This window comes from Corynebacterium sp. AOP40-4SA-5, assembly GCF_052377355.1.
Taxonomy (GTDB): domain Bacteria; phylum Actinomycetota; class Actinomycetes; order Mycobacteriales; family Mycobacteriaceae; genus Corynebacterium.
The window spans coordinates 1-14850 of the sequence record NZ_JBQSWS010000039.1 but is presented as its reverse complement, the minus strand read 5'-3'; the positions used below and the strand labels follow the sequence as shown (position 1 = coordinate 14850).

Below are 14850 nucleotides of genomic sequence, written 5' to 3'. Positions count from 1 at the left end.
TCTGTCCACGATTTGCGGGGAAGGCCAGTTCGGCGCGACGTGCTGCCGCAACGTCCTCCAGCGCGTGTGCCCCAGCACCGCCGCCGCCTCGACGTAGGCGGCGTTGCGCACGGCGAGCACCTGGCCGCGCACGATGCGCGCGTACCCGGGGGCGATGCCGATGCCGATGGCGACCACCAGGGTGGTGGCGCCCGGACCGAACGTCGAGGCGATGAGCAGGCCCAGCAGGACGGTCGGGAAGGCGAAGAGCAGCTCGATGGACCGGTTGGCCAGCATCCCCGCCACGGTGCGCGACAGGCCTGCGGCGGTGCCCAGCACCACGGCGAGCACCGTCGCCACCGCCACGGCGCCGAAACCGATGCGCAGGGAGGCGCCGGTGCCGGCGATGATCCGGCTGAGCAGGTCCCGCCCGGAGAGGTCGGTGCCGAAGGGGTGCGCCGGCCCCGGCGGTTGGAGGACGGCGTCGAGGTCGATCGCGTACGGGTCGTAGGGGGCCAGCACCCCCGGCGCGACGGCGGCGACGAAGAGAAGGAGGAGGACGCTTCCGGCGATCAGGGTGGGCAGGCCGGTCGCGGCACGGTGGGCCCGCTGCGACGGCAGCGGGTTCACCGTGCGCAGCCGTGCCAGCAGGCCGCGGGGCGTCTGTGTGGTGGACGGGGCGGACGGGGTGGACGGGGACTGGACGGCGGTGCTCACGGGACCTCGATCCTGGGGTCGATGACGGTGTAGAGGGCGTCCACCGCGAGGTTGGCCACGGTGTAGACGAGGGCGATGACGATCACGATGCCGCTGACCAGCGGGACGTCGCGGGACTCTGCCGCGGTCACGAGGGTCTGGCCGATGCCGGCGCGGGCGAAGACGGTCTCCGCGATCACCGCCCCGGAGAGCAGCGCGCCGAGGGCCCACCCGGACACCGACACCGCCGGCAGGACGGCGTGACGCAGCACGTGCCCGGCGCGGACCTGCAGGTCGGTGCGTCCCCTGGCGCGTGCGGTGAGCACGTAGGGTTCGTCCAGCGACGCGCGGAACTCGTCGCGCACCACCTGCCCGAGGTACCCGGCCAGCGGGACCGCGAGGGTGAGCACGGGCAGCACCAGCCCCACCGGCCGGTTACCGCTCTCCACCGGGAACCAGCCGAGTCCGACGGCGAACCCGACGAGCAGCAGCGAGCCCAGCCAGTACTGCGGCAGCCCCGCGGCGACGGTCTCCAGCAGGGAACCGAGCACCCCGACCGGCCCGGGGCGTCCGGCGGTCAGGGTGGTCACCAGGACCACGATGAGCCAGGCGACGACCAGGGAGCTGACGGTGAGCACGAGGGTGGGGCCGATCTGGGCGGCGATCACCTCCACGACCGGTTTCTTCAGCTGGTAGGACGTGCCGAGGTCGCCGCGCAGCAGACCGCCGAGGTAGTCGAGGTACTGGCGCCAGACGGGGTCGGTGAACCCGAACTCGGCGTTGACCGGTGCGGTCTCCTCCGGGGTGCGTTCCCGGCTCTCCCCGGAGGACAGGTTCAGCATGAGTGTGGCGCGGTCGCCGGGTGAGAGCACCTGGAGCAGGAAGGTCACCGTGGCCGCCGCCCAGAGGACCAGGGCGGCGGACGCCAGCCGGCCTGCCCAGCGGCGAACCTGGTCGGGGAGCTGTGGGAGCTGTGGGAGCTGCAGTAGCTGTGTCGGCGCCGTCATTTCACGAACCTCGCGTCATGGAAGACCGGCTCGCCCTGGGACTTCTCCGTCCACACGTCGTGCAGCTCCGGGGAGGCCGCCAGGGAGGTGGTCTGCGTGTAGAGCCCGATCGCCGAGGCCTCGTCCCCGATGACCTGCTGGGCCTGCGAGTACAACCGGGACCGGGTGGCGGGGTCCGGTTCCGAGTTGGCCTGCTCGATGACCTCCTGCAGCTGCGGGTCGTTGAGGAAGGCGGTGTTCTGCGGGTTGGGGCTGTCCTCGAGGCGTTGACGCCAGTTGATGTGCAGCAGTCCCGGGGTGGGGCTGGTCCAGTAACCCACGTACGCCTCGTAGCTGTCAGCCGTGGAGTAGCGTCCGCCCTGCCAGTCCGCCCGGTTCACCGGGATGAGCTGCAGGTCGAATCCTGCGTCACGGGCCTGTGCCGCCACGTCCTGCAGCACCGCGGCACCCTCCGGGCCGACCACCGAGTCCGCGGCGTAGACCACGCGGGCGGACAGCCGTCGGCCGTCCTTCGTGCGCACGCCGTCGTCGTCGCGGCCCGTCCACCCCGCCTCGTCGAGCAGGCCGGCGGCCCTGGCGGGGTCGTGCCCCTGGTCGCCGGCGGTGGGGTCGTGGTCGGGGGTCGACTGGCTGAGTGCACCGTTCGGGTTGTAGGGAACCACCCCCAGGAACGCCGTCTCCACGGCCTTGCGCCGGTCCGCCGAGTACGCGAGCGCCTGTCGCACGCGCGGGTCGTCGAAGGGTGCGGTGGAGGCGTTGGGGATGATCGCGTTCGGCCGCCCACCGGTGATGTACCGGCTGGTCTGGAACCGGCGCGTGGCGTCCGCCCAGTCGACCGGCGGCACGTTGTAGATCACGTCGGACGATCCGCTGGTCAACGACCCGTAGCGCAACACCGGGTCCTTGAGGAACTTCCACCGGACCTCGTCGACGTAGGCGGGCCCCTGGTGCCGCGCGTTGGCGGGGGCGGAGTTGTAGTCGGGGTTGCGCACGAAAGTGATGGACCGGTTCCGGTCCCACCGTTGCAGGATGAAGGGCCCGGAACCCACGGGGTTCTCACAGTTCGCCTCGGCGCCCCGGGCCAGGGCGGTGGGCGACTGGATGCCGAAGTAGCCCTGGGACAGCACCGGGAGCAGCGGCTCGTAGGGACGGTCGAGGGTGAGCCTGAAGGTCAGGTCCTCCAGGGCCTCGGTGGTCTCCACGTACTCGCCGATGTAGGCCAGCACCGTGGAGTTCGCCGTCGCCGGGTCGGGGCGCCCGAGGTAGAGGTCGAAGTTCGTCTTCACCGCCTCCGCGTCCAGCACCGTGCCGTCGGTGAAGTGCACGTCGGGCTTCAGGTGGAAGGTGTAGGAGAGCCGGTCGTCGGAGACGTCCCAGGACTCGGCGAGCCACGGGACGGGCCGGTCCTCGTCGTCCAGGGACACCAGGCTGTCGAGGTACTGGCGGGCCAGGAAGCCGTTCTGCACCCACCCGCCGTGGGCGCAGGGTGGTTCCTGCTCATGTCCGTACTCCACGGTGCCACCGTCGACGAACTCGCCGGACGCCGGCTCCACGCCGGTGTCCCGTCCGTCACCTCGTTCCGGCGGGGCGCAGGACGCCAGGCTGAGACAGGTTGCCGCGGTGGTCACCACGGCCACGAGTGTGCGATGGTGTCTGGGGCGGCGGGGTCGGGCTCGGCGTTGTCGGTGCACGGGTCTTCTCTCGGTTCGTCGGTCAGGCTGGACGCGTCGAGCCGACCCTAGGGTCGCCCGGTGGGCCTCCCCAACGATTCACCACGGGATGATTCCAATTCTTCCGGCCCGGACCAGCGCCCCCGTAGCCTCTCCCCGCATGACCTCACCCAACTCACCCGCCCAGCCACCACTCAAGTTCGCGGCCTTCGTCATGAACACCACCTCGCACATCCTCCACGGCGCGTGGCGGCGTCCCGAGGCACGCCAGCACGACTTCAACGACCTCGACCACTGGGTCGAGCTGGCCCGCACACTGGAGCGGGCCAGGTTCGACGCCATCTTCTTCGCCGACGTCGTCGGGCTCTACGGCGACTACCAGGGCGACTGGCGCAAGTTCGTGGACTCCGGCCTGCAGATCCCCAGCAACGACCCCACGGTCCTGGTGTCCGCACTCGCCGCCGCCACGGAGCATCTCGGCATCGCCGTGACCAGCTCTCCGATCCAGTCCCCGCCGTTCGAGTTCGCCCGCAAGATCTCCACTCTCGACCACCTCACCGGCGGGCGGATCGCCTGGAACGTCGTCACCAGCGCCTCGGAGAACGCGTGGCGCAACTTCGGCCACGACGGACTCGCCGACCACGACGACCGCTACGCCCTCGCCGACGAGTACCTGGACGTGCTCTACAAACTCTGGGAGGGGTCCTGGGACGACGGCGCCCTGGTCCAGGACAAGGAGGCGGGGATCCACGCCGACCACACGAAGGTCCACAAGATCAACCACCACTCACCGCACTACTCCGTAGAAGGTCCGCACCTGGTAGCCCCGTCGCCGCAGCGCACACCCGTGCTGTTCCAGGCAGGCTCCTCCCCCACCGGGCGCCGCTTCGCCGCACGCCACGCGGAGGCACAGTTCATCACCGCGCCGTCGCCGCAGGACGCCACGACGCTGATCGCGGACACCCGCCGGCTGGTGTCCGAGGCCGGCCGCGCGCCAGAGGACCTGACGTTCTTTCAGGGACTCTCCTTCGTGGTCGGCGGCACCGAGGAGGAGGCCAGACGCAGGGAACGCGAGCTCGACGAGAGCCTCGACCTGACCACGCTGCTCGCCCACGCCGCGGGCGGCACCGGCATCGACCTGGGTGCCGCCGACCTGGACACCCCGATCGGCGACCTGACCACCCAGGGCACCCAGTCGACGCTGCTCTGGTTGCGGCAGGCCGTCCAGGGACGCGAGCCGACGGTGCGCGACCTGGCGGAGAACCGTGCCCGCTCCGGGCGGGTGGTCGGCGCCCCGGAACAGATCGCCGAGGAACTCTCACGCTGGCGCGACGCCGGTGTCGGCGGCGTGAACGTCATCAACGCCACCATCCCCGGCAGCTACGAGGAGTTCGCCGAGCAGGTCCTCCCCGTCCTGCGGGAGCGTGGTCTCGCCCGGTCGGAGCACACGCCGGGCACCCTGCGCTCACGGCTGGGCGGCGGTGACCGCCTGCCGGACAGCCACCCGGCGTCCGGCTACCGCAACGCGTTCACCCCGAGCCGAACCCGGGCATAACCCACAGAAGTATGTTTCCATCGGTGGTGGTGCCCCCGGGGCTCCGGGGAGCACCACCAGACAACACCCACTCCTCAACTCTCCAAGGAGCGCATCATGGGACACACACGTGTCAGCAGGAAGTTCGTCACCGCAGCCCTGTCCGTGGGCATCGCGGGAACCGTCGCAGCAGGGGCAGCGTCCCCCGCGGTGGCACAGGAGGCGCCGGCACCCGGCGTCGGGCAGAAGGTCGACGTCGGTGTCAGCATCGACCCGGTCACGGTGGTGGACTCCATCAGGGACGCCGTCAACGACCAGGACGACAGGGGCGGCGCGGTCCGCGCCGGCCTGGACATCGCCTACACGCAGACCGAGGGCAAGAGCATCGACGGCCAGGGTCCCGTGACGGCCGTGGCGATCGCCAACAAGAACCAGGACATCAACTCCGAGGGCCAGATCTGGGCCGAACCGATCGACATCAAGGGCGGGAACTACGTCCTGTACTTCTACTCCAACGCCGGTTCCCTCACGAACGACGGTGACGGCGGGTGGATCAACTGGGGTGCCCAGGGACAGATCAACCGGGAGGACAACGTCATCAGGTTCGACTGACGTGTCCTCCCGGCGCTGCGGGACCTGCACCTAGTGGTCTGCGAAAACGGCCTCCTCGGCGAGCAGGCGTGCGGCGCGTACGGCCTCGCCCAGGTTCATGTTCAACGGGTTGCCGTGCCCCGGCAGGATGGCCTCCGCCTCGATGCTCTCCAGGGCGTCCAGGGTGTCCGGGGCGTCCAGGGATGTCCAGGGATGTCCATCGGGCCGTCGCCGGGCCACCCACCGTCGATCATCGTGAGCTCGTCGCCCTCACGAAGAATGCCGACGTTGACCTCCGTACCACTGAAACAGAAGACGTCTTTCGCGATTTCAGTCATTCTGGAACCTTTCTCGTGCAATGGGGTGCCATCCGGTCCCCCGGAGGGCCCCGGCGCTTGTACGCTGTGGGCATGTCACCCCACCCCGGCACCCCGGAAAACCCCCTCGACCTGCTGATCGTCGGTGCGGGCCTGTCCGGCGTCGACCTCGCCCACCACGTCTCCCGCGCCTTCCCGACCTGGTCGTGGGAGATGCACGACGCCAACAGCGATCTCGGCGGAACATGGCACACCTTCACCTACCCGGGCATCCGGTCGGACTCGGACATGGCGACCTACGGGTTCCCCTTCGCCCCATGGCCGCACGAGGGCACGTTGGGGCAGGGCGTGGACATCAAGGAATACATCCGCAACGTCGCCCGCGACTGCGGTGCCCTGGAGCACCTACGCACCTGCTCCTGGGTGCGCGACGCCGACTGGCTCAGCGACCGCGGGATGTACCGGGTCACCACCGTGACGCAGGACGGTGAACGCACCGTCCACGCCCGGCGCGTGCACTTCGCCTCCGGCTACTTCGTGCACGGCCGGGGCCACCGTCCTGCCTTCCCCGGCGAGGAGGACTTCACCGGCACCCTCATCCACCCGCAGCAGTGGCCGGAGGACCTCGACTGCGCAGGACGCCGCGTCGTGGTCATCGGTTCCGGCGCCACCGCCGTCACCCTGGTGCCCGCCCTGGAACGCGCCGGTGCACACGTGACGATGCTGCAGCGCAGCCCCACCTACGTCGCCCCGATGGCGGCGGTGGACCGGATCAGCGCCTTCTGGCGCCGGGTCCTGCCCACCCGGGCGGCCTACCCGGTGTCGCGGCTGCACCACGCCACGCGCGACATCGTGCAGCACCTCGTCGGCCAGCGTGCCCCGGGCCTGTTCACCCGCGCGCTACGCCGGATGCAGCGTAACTACCTGGACGAGGAGCAGATCGACCGGCACTTCACCCCGCACCACATGCCGTGGGAGAAGCGGGTCTGCAAGGCACCGGACGGTGACCTGTTCACCGCGCTGGGCGGCAATGCGCGCATCGTCACCGACACCGTCGAACGGTTCACCGCCGACGGTGTCCGGGTGGGTTCCGGCGAGGAGCTCGGCGCCGACGTCATCGTGACCGCCACCGGCCTGGACCTCCAGGCGTTCGGTGGTGGCACACTCAGCGTGGACGGGCGCCCCCTGCAAGTCAACGAGCAGGTCTTCTACCGGGGCATGATGCTCGCCGGCCTGCCGAACTTCAGCTTCACGGTGGGCTACATCAACGGCTCGTGGACGCTGCGCTCCGACCTGGTGTCGCGCTACATGGTGAAGCTGTGGAAGACCGGCGTGCAGGTCTACCGCCCCGCCACCCCGCCGCCGGACGCCGGACGCCCCCTGTTCGACTTCGCCGCCGCCTACCTGCGGCGCAGCGCCGACCGGTTCCCGACCCAGGGGTACTCCTCCCCGTGGGTGTACTCCCAGAACTACCTCCGCGAACTGGCCGAGTTCACCCTCGGCGACCAGCGCCGCGAGATGGTGTTCGGTGACTGACGGTGGCTGAGTCCGCCGCGCCGGTGCCCCGGCCCGTCCCTGTCGCCGCCGCGGCGGCCGGAGCAGCCCTGCTGCTCTACGCCGTGCTGTGGGCCGGGTGGGTGCACCACTGGTCCTGGGTGGACGTGCCGGACGCCCGGGCGCTGGACGCCGCCCAGGACATGGCCGCGCGGTGCGGCTGGTGGGTGACGGCGTGGAACACCCTCAGCACCGTCCTCGCCCCCGCAGTGTGGCGGGTGCTGGTAATCGTCCCGGTGGGGCTGGCCCTGTTCCGCCGGGACCTGCCGCTCGCCGCATTCCTGGCGGTGAGCGTGTGGGGCGGCGGGCTGGTCTCCCAGACGGCCAAACACCTGGCAGACAGGGACCGGCCGGTCACCCGCATGGTCGAGGCGTCCGGCACCTCGTTCCCCTCCGGCCACGCCCTGGGCGTGCTGGTCGCCGTCGGCACCCTGCTGGTCGCCTACCGGCACCTCGCCGGACGCTGCCGACGCGCCGCCGCCGCTGGCGGCGTCCTTCTGGTCCTGCTCGTCCTGCTCGTCGGCGTCTCGCGCGTGGCGTTGAACGTGCACCACCCCTCGGACGTGCTCGCCGGCTGGGCGCTGGGGTTCGCCTGGCTGGTGCTGTGCGTGGTGTTCTACCGCTTCGCCGTGCGCGGGCGGAACACCGGCAGCACGCGGTAGTGCGAGACGAAGTCGGCGTGGGAGATCTCCTTGCCCACCTCGCCGTCGTGCGCGACCGCGGACGGTCCGTCCACCAGGTCGAACCGGAACTCCGGCCGGTGCAGCTCGTGGTAGAACGGGCTGCGGCTCAACCGGCCGGTCAGCAGTGACGCGGTGATGCGCAGCCGGGCGAAGGGTTTGCCGATCTCCAGGATGCGCACGTCGATCAGGCCGTCGCAGATGGCGGACCGGTCGACCGGCGCGAAGCCGGTGGGTCGGTACAGGGAGTTGCCGAGGAAGAACAGGGAAGTCTTCAGCGTCCTGTTGTCGTAACGGATCTCCACGGCTTGCTCGTCCTTGAGCACCCGCCACGCGGCGACGACCGCGGCCAGGTTCTTGCCGATCTTGCCCTCGTAGCGTTCGCGGGTCTCCACGAAGCGTGGGTAGGCGCCGATGCTGGCGGTGTTGAGCAGCGTGGTGTCGCCGTTCAGGGTGACCACGTCCACCATCTCCAGCGTGCCGGCGCGGAGGGCGGCGACGGTCTGGTCGGTGGTGGCGCAGCCGATCTGCTTGGCGAAGTGGTTGAACGTCCCGGCGGGGAACACCGCGAGCGGCCTGTCCGCCGACAACGCGACGCCGGCGGCGGCCGCCACGGTCCCGTCACCACCGGCAATGCCCAGCACGTCCGCGCGCGACACGGCGTCCTCCAGGACCCGGACGACGTCGTCCTGCGGGGTCAGCGAGACGATCTCCGCGGCGGGAAGGGCCTTCTCGACGCGCTTGAGGACGCGCTCCCCCGTCCCGCTGCCGGACGCCGGGTTGACCACCAGGACGAGCCCCTCCCCCTTCTCGCGGGGCGGTTCGTCAAGGTAGAGGTGCTCGGTCGTGGTGGTGGCGGGCGCGGTCACCGGGGGAACCAGTTTCCCGCCGAGCAGCGCGATGCCGGCACCCAGGCCCCATCCGGCGAGGACGTCGCTGGGGTAGTGCGCGCCGGTGTAGACGCGCGAGAACCCGACGAGCCCGGCGAGTGTACCGAGCACGGTGCCCGCCGGTGCGCTCTCCAGGGCCGCACCGGTGGCGAAAGCGGCGGCGCTGGCGGAGTGGCCGGAGGGGAAGGAACTGGACTTCGGGTAGCGCCGGATCCGGCGGGCGAATGGGACGGAGGCGTGGCCGGGCCGGTCACGCTTCCAGGAGCGTTTGGCGAACTGGTTGGCCACGAGGCTCGAGACCGCCAGGCTGGCCAGTCCGCGTGCGGCGGCGCGTTGCAACGGTGACCTGCGGGTGAGCGCCATGGCTCCGGCGAGACCCATCCACAGCTTCGAGTTGTTCGCCGCGGTGGTCAGGCGCGGCAGTACGGCGTCCAGGGTGGGTTTGTCCGCCCCGGCGACGGACTCAAAGACATCGTGGTCCATGCGTTGCAGTCCACCGAGTACCTGGTCCGATGCCTGTGATCGGCGACGTCTTCCCATGACCTGGCCCTCCGTACGTCCGTGCGCTCATGTATCGCTGACTGTCCGATGGGTACAGGCTACCCGGCGTTTCAGTTCCAGACTGAGCAGACGCTGGCTAATGCACGACATCAACCTGGCCGGGGCTGACGCACGTGGGACGGGCGGCGGCGACCACGCCACGACGGGAGCCGCTTCCACACCCCGCGCCGCACCGGCCGAGTACGGCACAGGAGAGCTTGAGTGTGGGCTCTCATACCCCTCCCGTTACCTAACCGAAGACTTCGAGCTCACGCTTGACCACCTTGCCGATGGGGTTCCGCGGCAGCGGCTCACTCATGAAGACCACGTCCCGCGGCACCGCGGGGGCCATGAAGGTATCCCGCACGTGATTGCGGATGTCGTCTCCGTCCAGATCCACGGAACCGTCCGTGACCACATATGCTTTGACCCGCTGGAATTTCTCGTCGTCCTCCACCCCGATGCAGTAGGACTCGACCACACCGTCGGCCCGGTCGATAATGTCCGAGACCGATGTCGGCCAGATGTTCTCACCGCCGACGATGATCATGTCGTTGTTGCGTCCCAGGACACGCAACCGCCCGCTTTCCGGGTCGATGACTCCCTTGTCGCCAAGGCTCAGCAGCCCCCGCGAGGCGTCTTCACGCTCCCATCCGCCGAGATAGCCCTTCATGGACATCGCATTACGCGCGTGAACGACGCCCACCTCGCCCGCCGCCACTTCCTCCCCAGTTCCGGGATCAAGCACCTCCAGCCGGCCATTCCACACCGGGTGGCCCGCGGTAAGCGGATCCTCCTTAAGGTCCGACGGACTGGAGTACGAGACGAGCAGACCTTCCGTGGACCCATAGCCAGAACCGACGATATAGCCGAACTGGTCCTGCAGCCCGCGAACCAAGTCCTCACTCATCGCGTTTCCCGCATTGAGGACGAACTTGAGAGAAGAGGTGTCATACAGGCTCGGGTCAGCGTTATAAATCGCAAGTTTGTCCTTGAGAAAGACCGCCGAGCTGATCAACCCATCACACCGGTAATCATCGATCTGCCGAAGTACGTTCTCAGCATCGAAGACTCGTTGTGTCACGATGGTGCAGCCCGCGAACAATGCGATAGTCGACGCACCCCAACCGAGAACATGGAACATGCTTGCAGTCATCTGCAGCGTGCACCCCGCCTTCAATCCGCAGGTTTCCACCGGCGGACCGAGCACGCCCAAGGGTACGTGCGGCTCTCCGTGTTGGACCGCCTTCGGCGTGCCACTCGTCCCCGAGGACATTAACACGACGCTTCCCTGCACAGGTCGGCGCTCGAAAACAACCTCTTCCGCACCGGGAGTAGCCCAGAGATCCTCGAAGGAGGGAAAAGTGATGTCTTCACGGGAGTCGGGGCCGACCCATGAATGACACACCTTCAATTTCTCCCCCATCTCGGGGATAACGTTGTCGAACTCGGAGTCGACGAACAAGAATTCCAGACTATGTTCATCCACAAGACTTCCGAGCTGCGCCTTGCTCGCACCAACATTGAGGAGAAACGCCGAGAAGCCAACGTAACCCTTTGCCGCCAACGGGACGAGAAAACCTCGCCCGTTGCGCGCCATGATCCCGACTCGGCTATCTGCGTCGACGCCGTTGACGACAAGTGCCTTCGCGGTGCGAATGGCAAGTTCACGCAACTCCGAGAACGTCAATTCACCTTCATCATCGACCAAGGCCACCCGATCGGGGTAACGGGAAGCCGCTGCTTCCAGCAACCCAGAGAGGGATGCGCCGTAATGCACCAGGCTTTTGGCAGTGGATATGCCGTGCCTCGCTCGAAAACCCGTGAAGAACCCCGCAGCGATCGCCGCCCGAGCACCTCGAAGCACGCCCTTCGTGTCGAAAATTATCTGCTGTGCTGTAGTTCTCATCAGATCTTCACTTCCTTTATCTCGTTCAATATTGATTCTGTTTCTGATACTTGGCCCAAACAGTATTGGCTCGACCAGAACGTAATCTGACATCTGCGCTCGTGCAGCCGTCATCGATCTGTACGCCGGCTACTCCCTCCCGGAATCCAGCCGGGTGATAAATCTCGGAGACCAAGGCGAGGGACCCCGACCAAGGAGGACACCCCTTGCACCGTTGGCACCCGGGGAACTTCAGGATTCCTGATGGTTGTCACACTGGCAGCGTAGTTGTATTTGCTTCCTCGCGCGAGGGGTCCAGCGAACAGGAGCAGTGCCTGAGCAAGTACCCGGCCGGGCTGGTACCCTGCCCGCAGCACACAGCCAGTCTTCCCCGGCGCATTCGGCGACGGAAAAATGAACCGACATCTCCCATTGCCGCACCCCCGGGGCCCAAGAATGTGCCCGGGGCGTAGAGCCTGACCGATCTCCGTCCCACGTGACGCCTCATGGCGCTCTCTGGTCCCTGGTTGACGCAGCCAGCTACGGACCCTCTCACCAACGTGTCAAGGTACTCCATTGTATCTACCTGCTTTCCCACCCAGGCGCTCGCCTGTCGCGTGGGACACTATCTCACCACCGAACTTCAGCGCAGCGCAGTCGCTCGAACTTGGCGTATCGGACCACGTTGACAGCCTGGTGAGACGGCCGGCCTGGCACCTACGATGAACACCGAACAGGCTGGCGCGGGAGGAGATCGACATGCAACGACGTTGTGAGTGAAATAATTTGTGGTGCGACTTCCTGAGCTCTTCGTGGTGAGCCGACCGAACACCACCTTGAATAGTCAGTCGTCCCGATGGTTAACTCCAGGATTTAAGCAGGCGAATACAATCCTCAAGGCGTATGGCGTTGATGTGTGTCGACTTACTCAACATCGTAGAATGCCGATTTCAAGAGCACCAGACTACGACGGCCTTCCACTGAAGAGCGGAATGGATGCGTAGTTACAGCAAACGTGCGGGACTGGACGCGGAAACCAAACCATTGTCGGTTAGCACCGGTTACAGGTCTACGTCGCGATGTCGATAAGGCTGGCAACTGACGCGACGAGCAGCCCTCGATGATGCCTCAAGTGTTTAGCTGACCAAGGTTCCTCCGGCGAGTGAACCTTAAGCGCCGGGGAGGCGTATTGCCACGCCGTAACCTGACCCAACAGCAGGGCGAGAACATCGACTGCCTGCCCACCGAACTTCTCCGAGAGCGCTGCTACCTTCGGCGCGTATGTAGCGACCTCGCCGGCAGAAGCATCGGGGCGTTCCAGGCCAGCCCACGAAGTCAACCGCAGGACATCTGGATGCTCAATCAGGTAATCAAACAGCGCTCCTGCATACCCAGGCAGGTCCTCGACCTCGAACGGGACCGCCTCTGCCATCTCTGCCAGCGATCGAGCCACGATGATGTCGAACAGGGTGCCCTTAGGGCCGAAGTGCACGTAGATCGACCGTTTGTTCACCTTGCCTGCGTCGGCGATCCGGTCCACCCGCGCACCCGCCAGGCCGCGCTCTGCGAACTCGCTACGGGCGGCTTCCAAGATCCTTCGCTTGGTTTCGGCAGCGTTGGGTGGCATGGCTTCCAATCTACAGGTAACCAACTAGTTATTGACACGGGGGTCCGAGCGTGCCACGATCGGGACTGTAAGTATCCAGTTAGTTACGGAAGGAGCACGCATGCCCCAGAAGATTCTCATCACCGGAGCCAGCAGTGGATTCGGACGTGGAGCGGCCATCGAACTCGCCCGCCAAGGTTGGGACGTCATCGCTGCCGCTGAGACATGGCCACAGGTACGAAGCCTCCGCGAAGACGTACACTCTGCCGACGTTGAGCTGACTGTCATCAAACTGAACCTGCGGGACAACATCGACATCTCCCATGCCGCGAACTTCGACGTAGACGTCCTTGTTCTCAACGCGGGAGTGATGGAGGGTGGAGCTGTCGTCGATATCCCGCTCCAGCGGGTCCGCGAGTCGTTCGACGTCAACGTGTTCGGCCATCTGGAACTGGTACAGGCCATCGCACCGAAGATGATCGAACGTCAGCAGGGACGTATCGTGTGGACCTCCTCGATGGGCGGCATCCTCGTTGTTCCGTTCCTGGGGGCCTACTGCGCCACCAAGCACGCAATCGAAGCGATTGCCGGGTCAATGAAGACCGAACTCGAGCCCTTCGGAATCAAGGTCGCCACCGTGAACCCCGGAGTGTTCAACACCGGCTTCAACGACACCGGCGCTGAAAGCTACGTGCAGTGGTACGACCCCGAAACCGCGAATATCCCCATGCCCGACTTCGGGGACTCACTGGCGTATCAGGCCGATCCGCAGGAAATGGTCGATGCGATGGTTGAAACGATCACGTCCGACAATCCCGACTACCGGACCATGCGGCCACAGGAAACCATTGCTGCCGCCAAGCAGTGGCAGGAAACCGAGTGGACCCAGAAAGCCTAATTCCTCGCCAGAGAACGAAGGAGTAGAACCTATGGCACAGCCCACAATCACCCTCGAAGCAGCCACACGGGCTATCGATGCAGGCAAGCGCAAGGCACGGGAACTAGGGCTGAACGCGGTCTTCGCAGTCCTCGACGCCGGCGCAAACCTGGTCTCCTTCGAGCGCATGGACCGAGCATGGCTGGCATCCAATGACCTCGCCATCACGAAAGCTCGAACTTCGGTAATGTTCGAGATGCCGAGCGAATCGCTGAACGCTCCAGTGCAGTTGGGTGAACCCCTCGCGCACTTCGACCACACCAGCGGTGGACTACTGCTCATGGGAGGTGGCGTGCCCATTACGGACGCGGAAGGAAACCTCCTCGGGGCACTTGGTGTCTCTGGCGGAACACCAGAGCAGGACGCCGAGATTGCTCGCGCGGCTGTGAGCTGATGCACACAGCGGCATGACCAGCTCGATCGCATCGACGGGCTCCGGTCGGCAGCAAGGGAGCAGGGCGGTCACTCTGACCGCGCCGCGCATCAGTTCGACCATGAAGTACACCCCGAATCAGAAGCATCCACCCGGCTGCTCTTCATCCTTATTGAGTTGAGGCCAGGATAGCGTTTGACATCATGATAATATCAGGGGCGTAATTCGTCGCACCGATCCGCCAATGGCAGGGTTCACCCTCATGGCCCGCAAGGAAATCACCCAGTTCTTCGACGATCTCGACAACACCCTCCTTAGCACCGAGGGGGTCAATGCCGTCGAGTTCAGCCACGTGGGATCGGCCTACGTCCTGGACCTGTCCGCGGACAACGCGCAGAAATTCGCTGACACCGCCGCGGCCCGGTACACCACCGCCAACTTGTCGTACCGGGCCACCAACCCCCGCCACTGCCTAACCTTGTTGAACACCCACTCAACAACATTACGGCCCTTGTAGGCCTCAGTATCGAACCCCGGTGGCCTGCCGCCACCGACCCGCGGCACCGGGATGTCATCAATGATCTGGTG

The 14850-nt window shown here is 66.7% G+C and carries 15 protein-coding genes; 7 read left to right on the top strand and 8 right to left on the bottom strand.

What is annotated here, in order from left to right:
* The 3 genes from ACT3S3_RS14795 to ACT3S3_RS14785 form a co-directional block, all read right to left on the bottom strand.
* Positions 1–696, bottom strand: a 696-nt coding sequence (locus ACT3S3_RS14795) for an ABC transporter permease (RefSeq protein ID WP_444626994.1), incomplete at its 3' end; no start/stop codon positions are given.
* Positions 693–1682, bottom strand: a complete 990-nt coding sequence (locus tag ACT3S3_RS14790; protein ID WP_301443734.1) for an ABC transporter permease — start codon at positions 1680–1682, stop codon at positions 693–695. The genes ACT3S3_RS14795 and ACT3S3_RS14790, both read right to left, overlap by 4 nt.
* The gene (locus ACT3S3_RS14785; protein ID WP_444615216.1) at positions 1679–3313 is read right to left on the bottom strand and encodes an ABC transporter substrate-binding protein; all 1635 of its coding nucleotides are present in this window, start codon (positions 3311–3313) and stop codon (positions 1679–1681) included. Before ACT3S3_RS14785 ends, ACT3S3_RS14790 begins: the two co-directional genes overlap by 4 nt.
* 199 nt (positions 3314–3512) lie before the next feature.
* Here ACT3S3_RS14785 and ACT3S3_RS14780 point away from each other — a divergent pair, with 199 nt between their 5' ends.
* The gene (locus ACT3S3_RS14780; RefSeq protein WP_301443732.1) at positions 3513–4907 is read left to right on the top strand and encodes an LLM class flavin-dependent oxidoreductase; all 1395 of its coding nucleotides are present in this window, start codon (positions 3513–3515) and stop codon (positions 4905–4907) included.
* A 96-nt stretch (positions 4908–5003) separates the two neighbouring features.
* Positions 5004–5498, top strand: coding sequence for a hypothetical protein (locus tag ACT3S3_RS14775; RefSeq protein ID WP_301443731.1), 495 nt, complete (start codon positions 5004–5006; stop codon positions 5496–5498).
* A 30-nt stretch (positions 5499–5528) separates the two neighbouring features.
* Here ACT3S3_RS14775 and ACT3S3_RS14770 read toward each other — a convergent pair whose 3' ends face one another.
* On the bottom strand, positions 5529–5717 hold the full coding sequence (locus ACT3S3_RS14770; protein ID WP_301443730.1) for a hypothetical protein: 189 nt from the start codon (positions 5715–5717) through the stop codon (positions 5529–5531).
* 170 nt (positions 5718–5887) lie between these two features.
* On the opposite strand from ACT3S3_RS14770, the gene ACT3S3_RS14765 reads away from it, so the two are divergent.
* Complete coding sequence (locus ACT3S3_RS14765; RefSeq protein ID WP_441579777.1) at positions 5888–7330, top strand: flavin-containing monooxygenase; 1443 nt, start codon at positions 5888–5890, stop codon at positions 7328–7330.
* 2 nt (positions 7331–7332) lie between these two features.
* A complete protein-coding gene (locus ACT3S3_RS14760) occupies positions 7333–8010 on the top strand; it encodes a phosphatase PAP2 family protein (RefSeq protein ID WP_441579776.1) in 678 nt (225 codons plus the stop codon).
* Here the strand turns inward: ACT3S3_RS14760 and ACT3S3_RS14755 are convergent.
* From ACT3S3_RS14755 to ACT3S3_RS14745, 3 genes are all read right to left on the bottom strand, one after another.
* Positions 7965–9458, bottom strand: coding sequence for a diacylglycerol kinase family protein (locus ACT3S3_RS14755; RefSeq protein WP_441579775.1), 1494 nt, complete (start codon positions 9456–9458; stop codon positions 7965–7967). The genes ACT3S3_RS14760 and ACT3S3_RS14755 overlap by 46 nt on opposite strands.
* A gap of 250 nt (positions 9459–9708) precedes the next feature.
* Positions 9709–11367 carry an AMP-binding protein gene (locus ACT3S3_RS14750; RefSeq protein ID WP_441579774.1) on the bottom strand — a complete coding sequence of 553 codons (1659 nt, stop codon included), beginning with the start codon at positions 11365–11367 and terminating at the stop codon, positions 9709–9711.
* Between the two features lie 1048 nt (positions 11368–12415).
* Positions 12416–12973 (bottom strand): TetR family transcriptional regulator, encoded by a 558-nt coding sequence (locus ACT3S3_RS14745; RefSeq protein ID WP_441579773.1) that lies wholly within the window; start codon positions 12971–12973, stop codon positions 12416–12418.
* A gap of 100 nt (positions 12974–13073) precedes the next feature.
* Between ACT3S3_RS14745 and ACT3S3_RS14740 the strand changes: the two genes are divergently transcribed.
* On the top strand, positions 13074–13850 hold the full coding sequence (locus tag ACT3S3_RS14740) for an SDR family oxidoreductase (protein ID WP_441579772.1): 777 nt from the start codon (positions 13074–13076) through the stop codon (positions 13848–13850).
* A gap of 31 nt (positions 13851–13881) precedes the next feature.
* Positions 13882–14283 (top strand): GlcG/HbpS family heme-binding protein, encoded by a 402-nt coding sequence (locus ACT3S3_RS14735; protein WP_441579771.1) that lies wholly within the window; start codon positions 13882–13884, stop codon positions 14281–14283.
* A 148-nt stretch (positions 14284–14431) separates the two neighbouring features.
* Here ACT3S3_RS14735 and ACT3S3_RS14730 read toward each other — a convergent pair whose 3' ends face one another.
* Complete coding sequence (locus ACT3S3_RS14730; protein WP_444615201.1) at positions 14432–14614, bottom strand: hypothetical protein; 183 nt, start codon at positions 14612–14614, stop codon at positions 14432–14434.
* Here ACT3S3_RS14730 and ACT3S3_RS14725 point away from each other — a divergent pair.
* Positions 14540–14779 (top strand): Lsr2 dimerization domain-containing protein, encoded by a 240-nt coding sequence (locus ACT3S3_RS14725; protein ID WP_444615200.1) that lies wholly within the window; start codon positions 14540–14542, stop codon positions 14777–14779. The genes ACT3S3_RS14730 and ACT3S3_RS14725 overlap by 75 nt on opposite strands.
* Positions 14780–14850: the final 71 nt, after the last annotated feature.

Coding starts and splice junctions, on each gene's coding strand:
- ACT3S3_RS14735 (WP_441579771.1), top strand. CDS start 13,882: ATGGCACAGCCCACAATCACCCTCGAAGCAGCCACACGGGCTATCGAT.
- ACT3S3_RS14790 (WP_301443734.1), bottom strand. CDS start 1,682: ATGACGGCGCCGACACAGCTACTGCAGCTCCCACAGCTCCCACAGCTC.
- ACT3S3_RS14750 (WP_441579774.1), bottom strand. CDS start 11,367: ATGAGAACTACAGCACAGCAGATAATTTTCGACACGAAGGGCGTGCTT.
- ACT3S3_RS14745 (WP_441579773.1), bottom strand. CDS start 12,973: ATGCCACCCAACGCTGCCGAAACCAAGCGAAGGATCTTGGAAGCCGCC.
- ACT3S3_RS14740 (WP_441579772.1), top strand. CDS start 13,074: ATGCCCCAGAAGATTCTCATCACCGGAGCCAGCAGTGGATTCGGACGT.
- ACT3S3_RS14765 (WP_441579777.1), top strand. CDS start 5,888: ATGTCACCCCACCCCGGCACCCCGGAAAACCCCCTCGACCTGCTGATC.
- ACT3S3_RS14775 (WP_301443731.1), top strand. CDS start 5,004: ATGGGACACACACGTGTCAGCAGGAAGTTCGTCACCGCAGCCCTGTCC.
- ACT3S3_RS14755 (WP_441579775.1), bottom strand. CDS start 9,458: ATGGGAAGACGTCGCCGATCACAGGCATCGGACCAGGTACTCGGTGGA.
- ACT3S3_RS14780 (WP_301443732.1), top strand. CDS start 3,513: ATGACCTCACCCAACTCACCCGCCCAGCCACCACTCAAGTTCGCGGCC.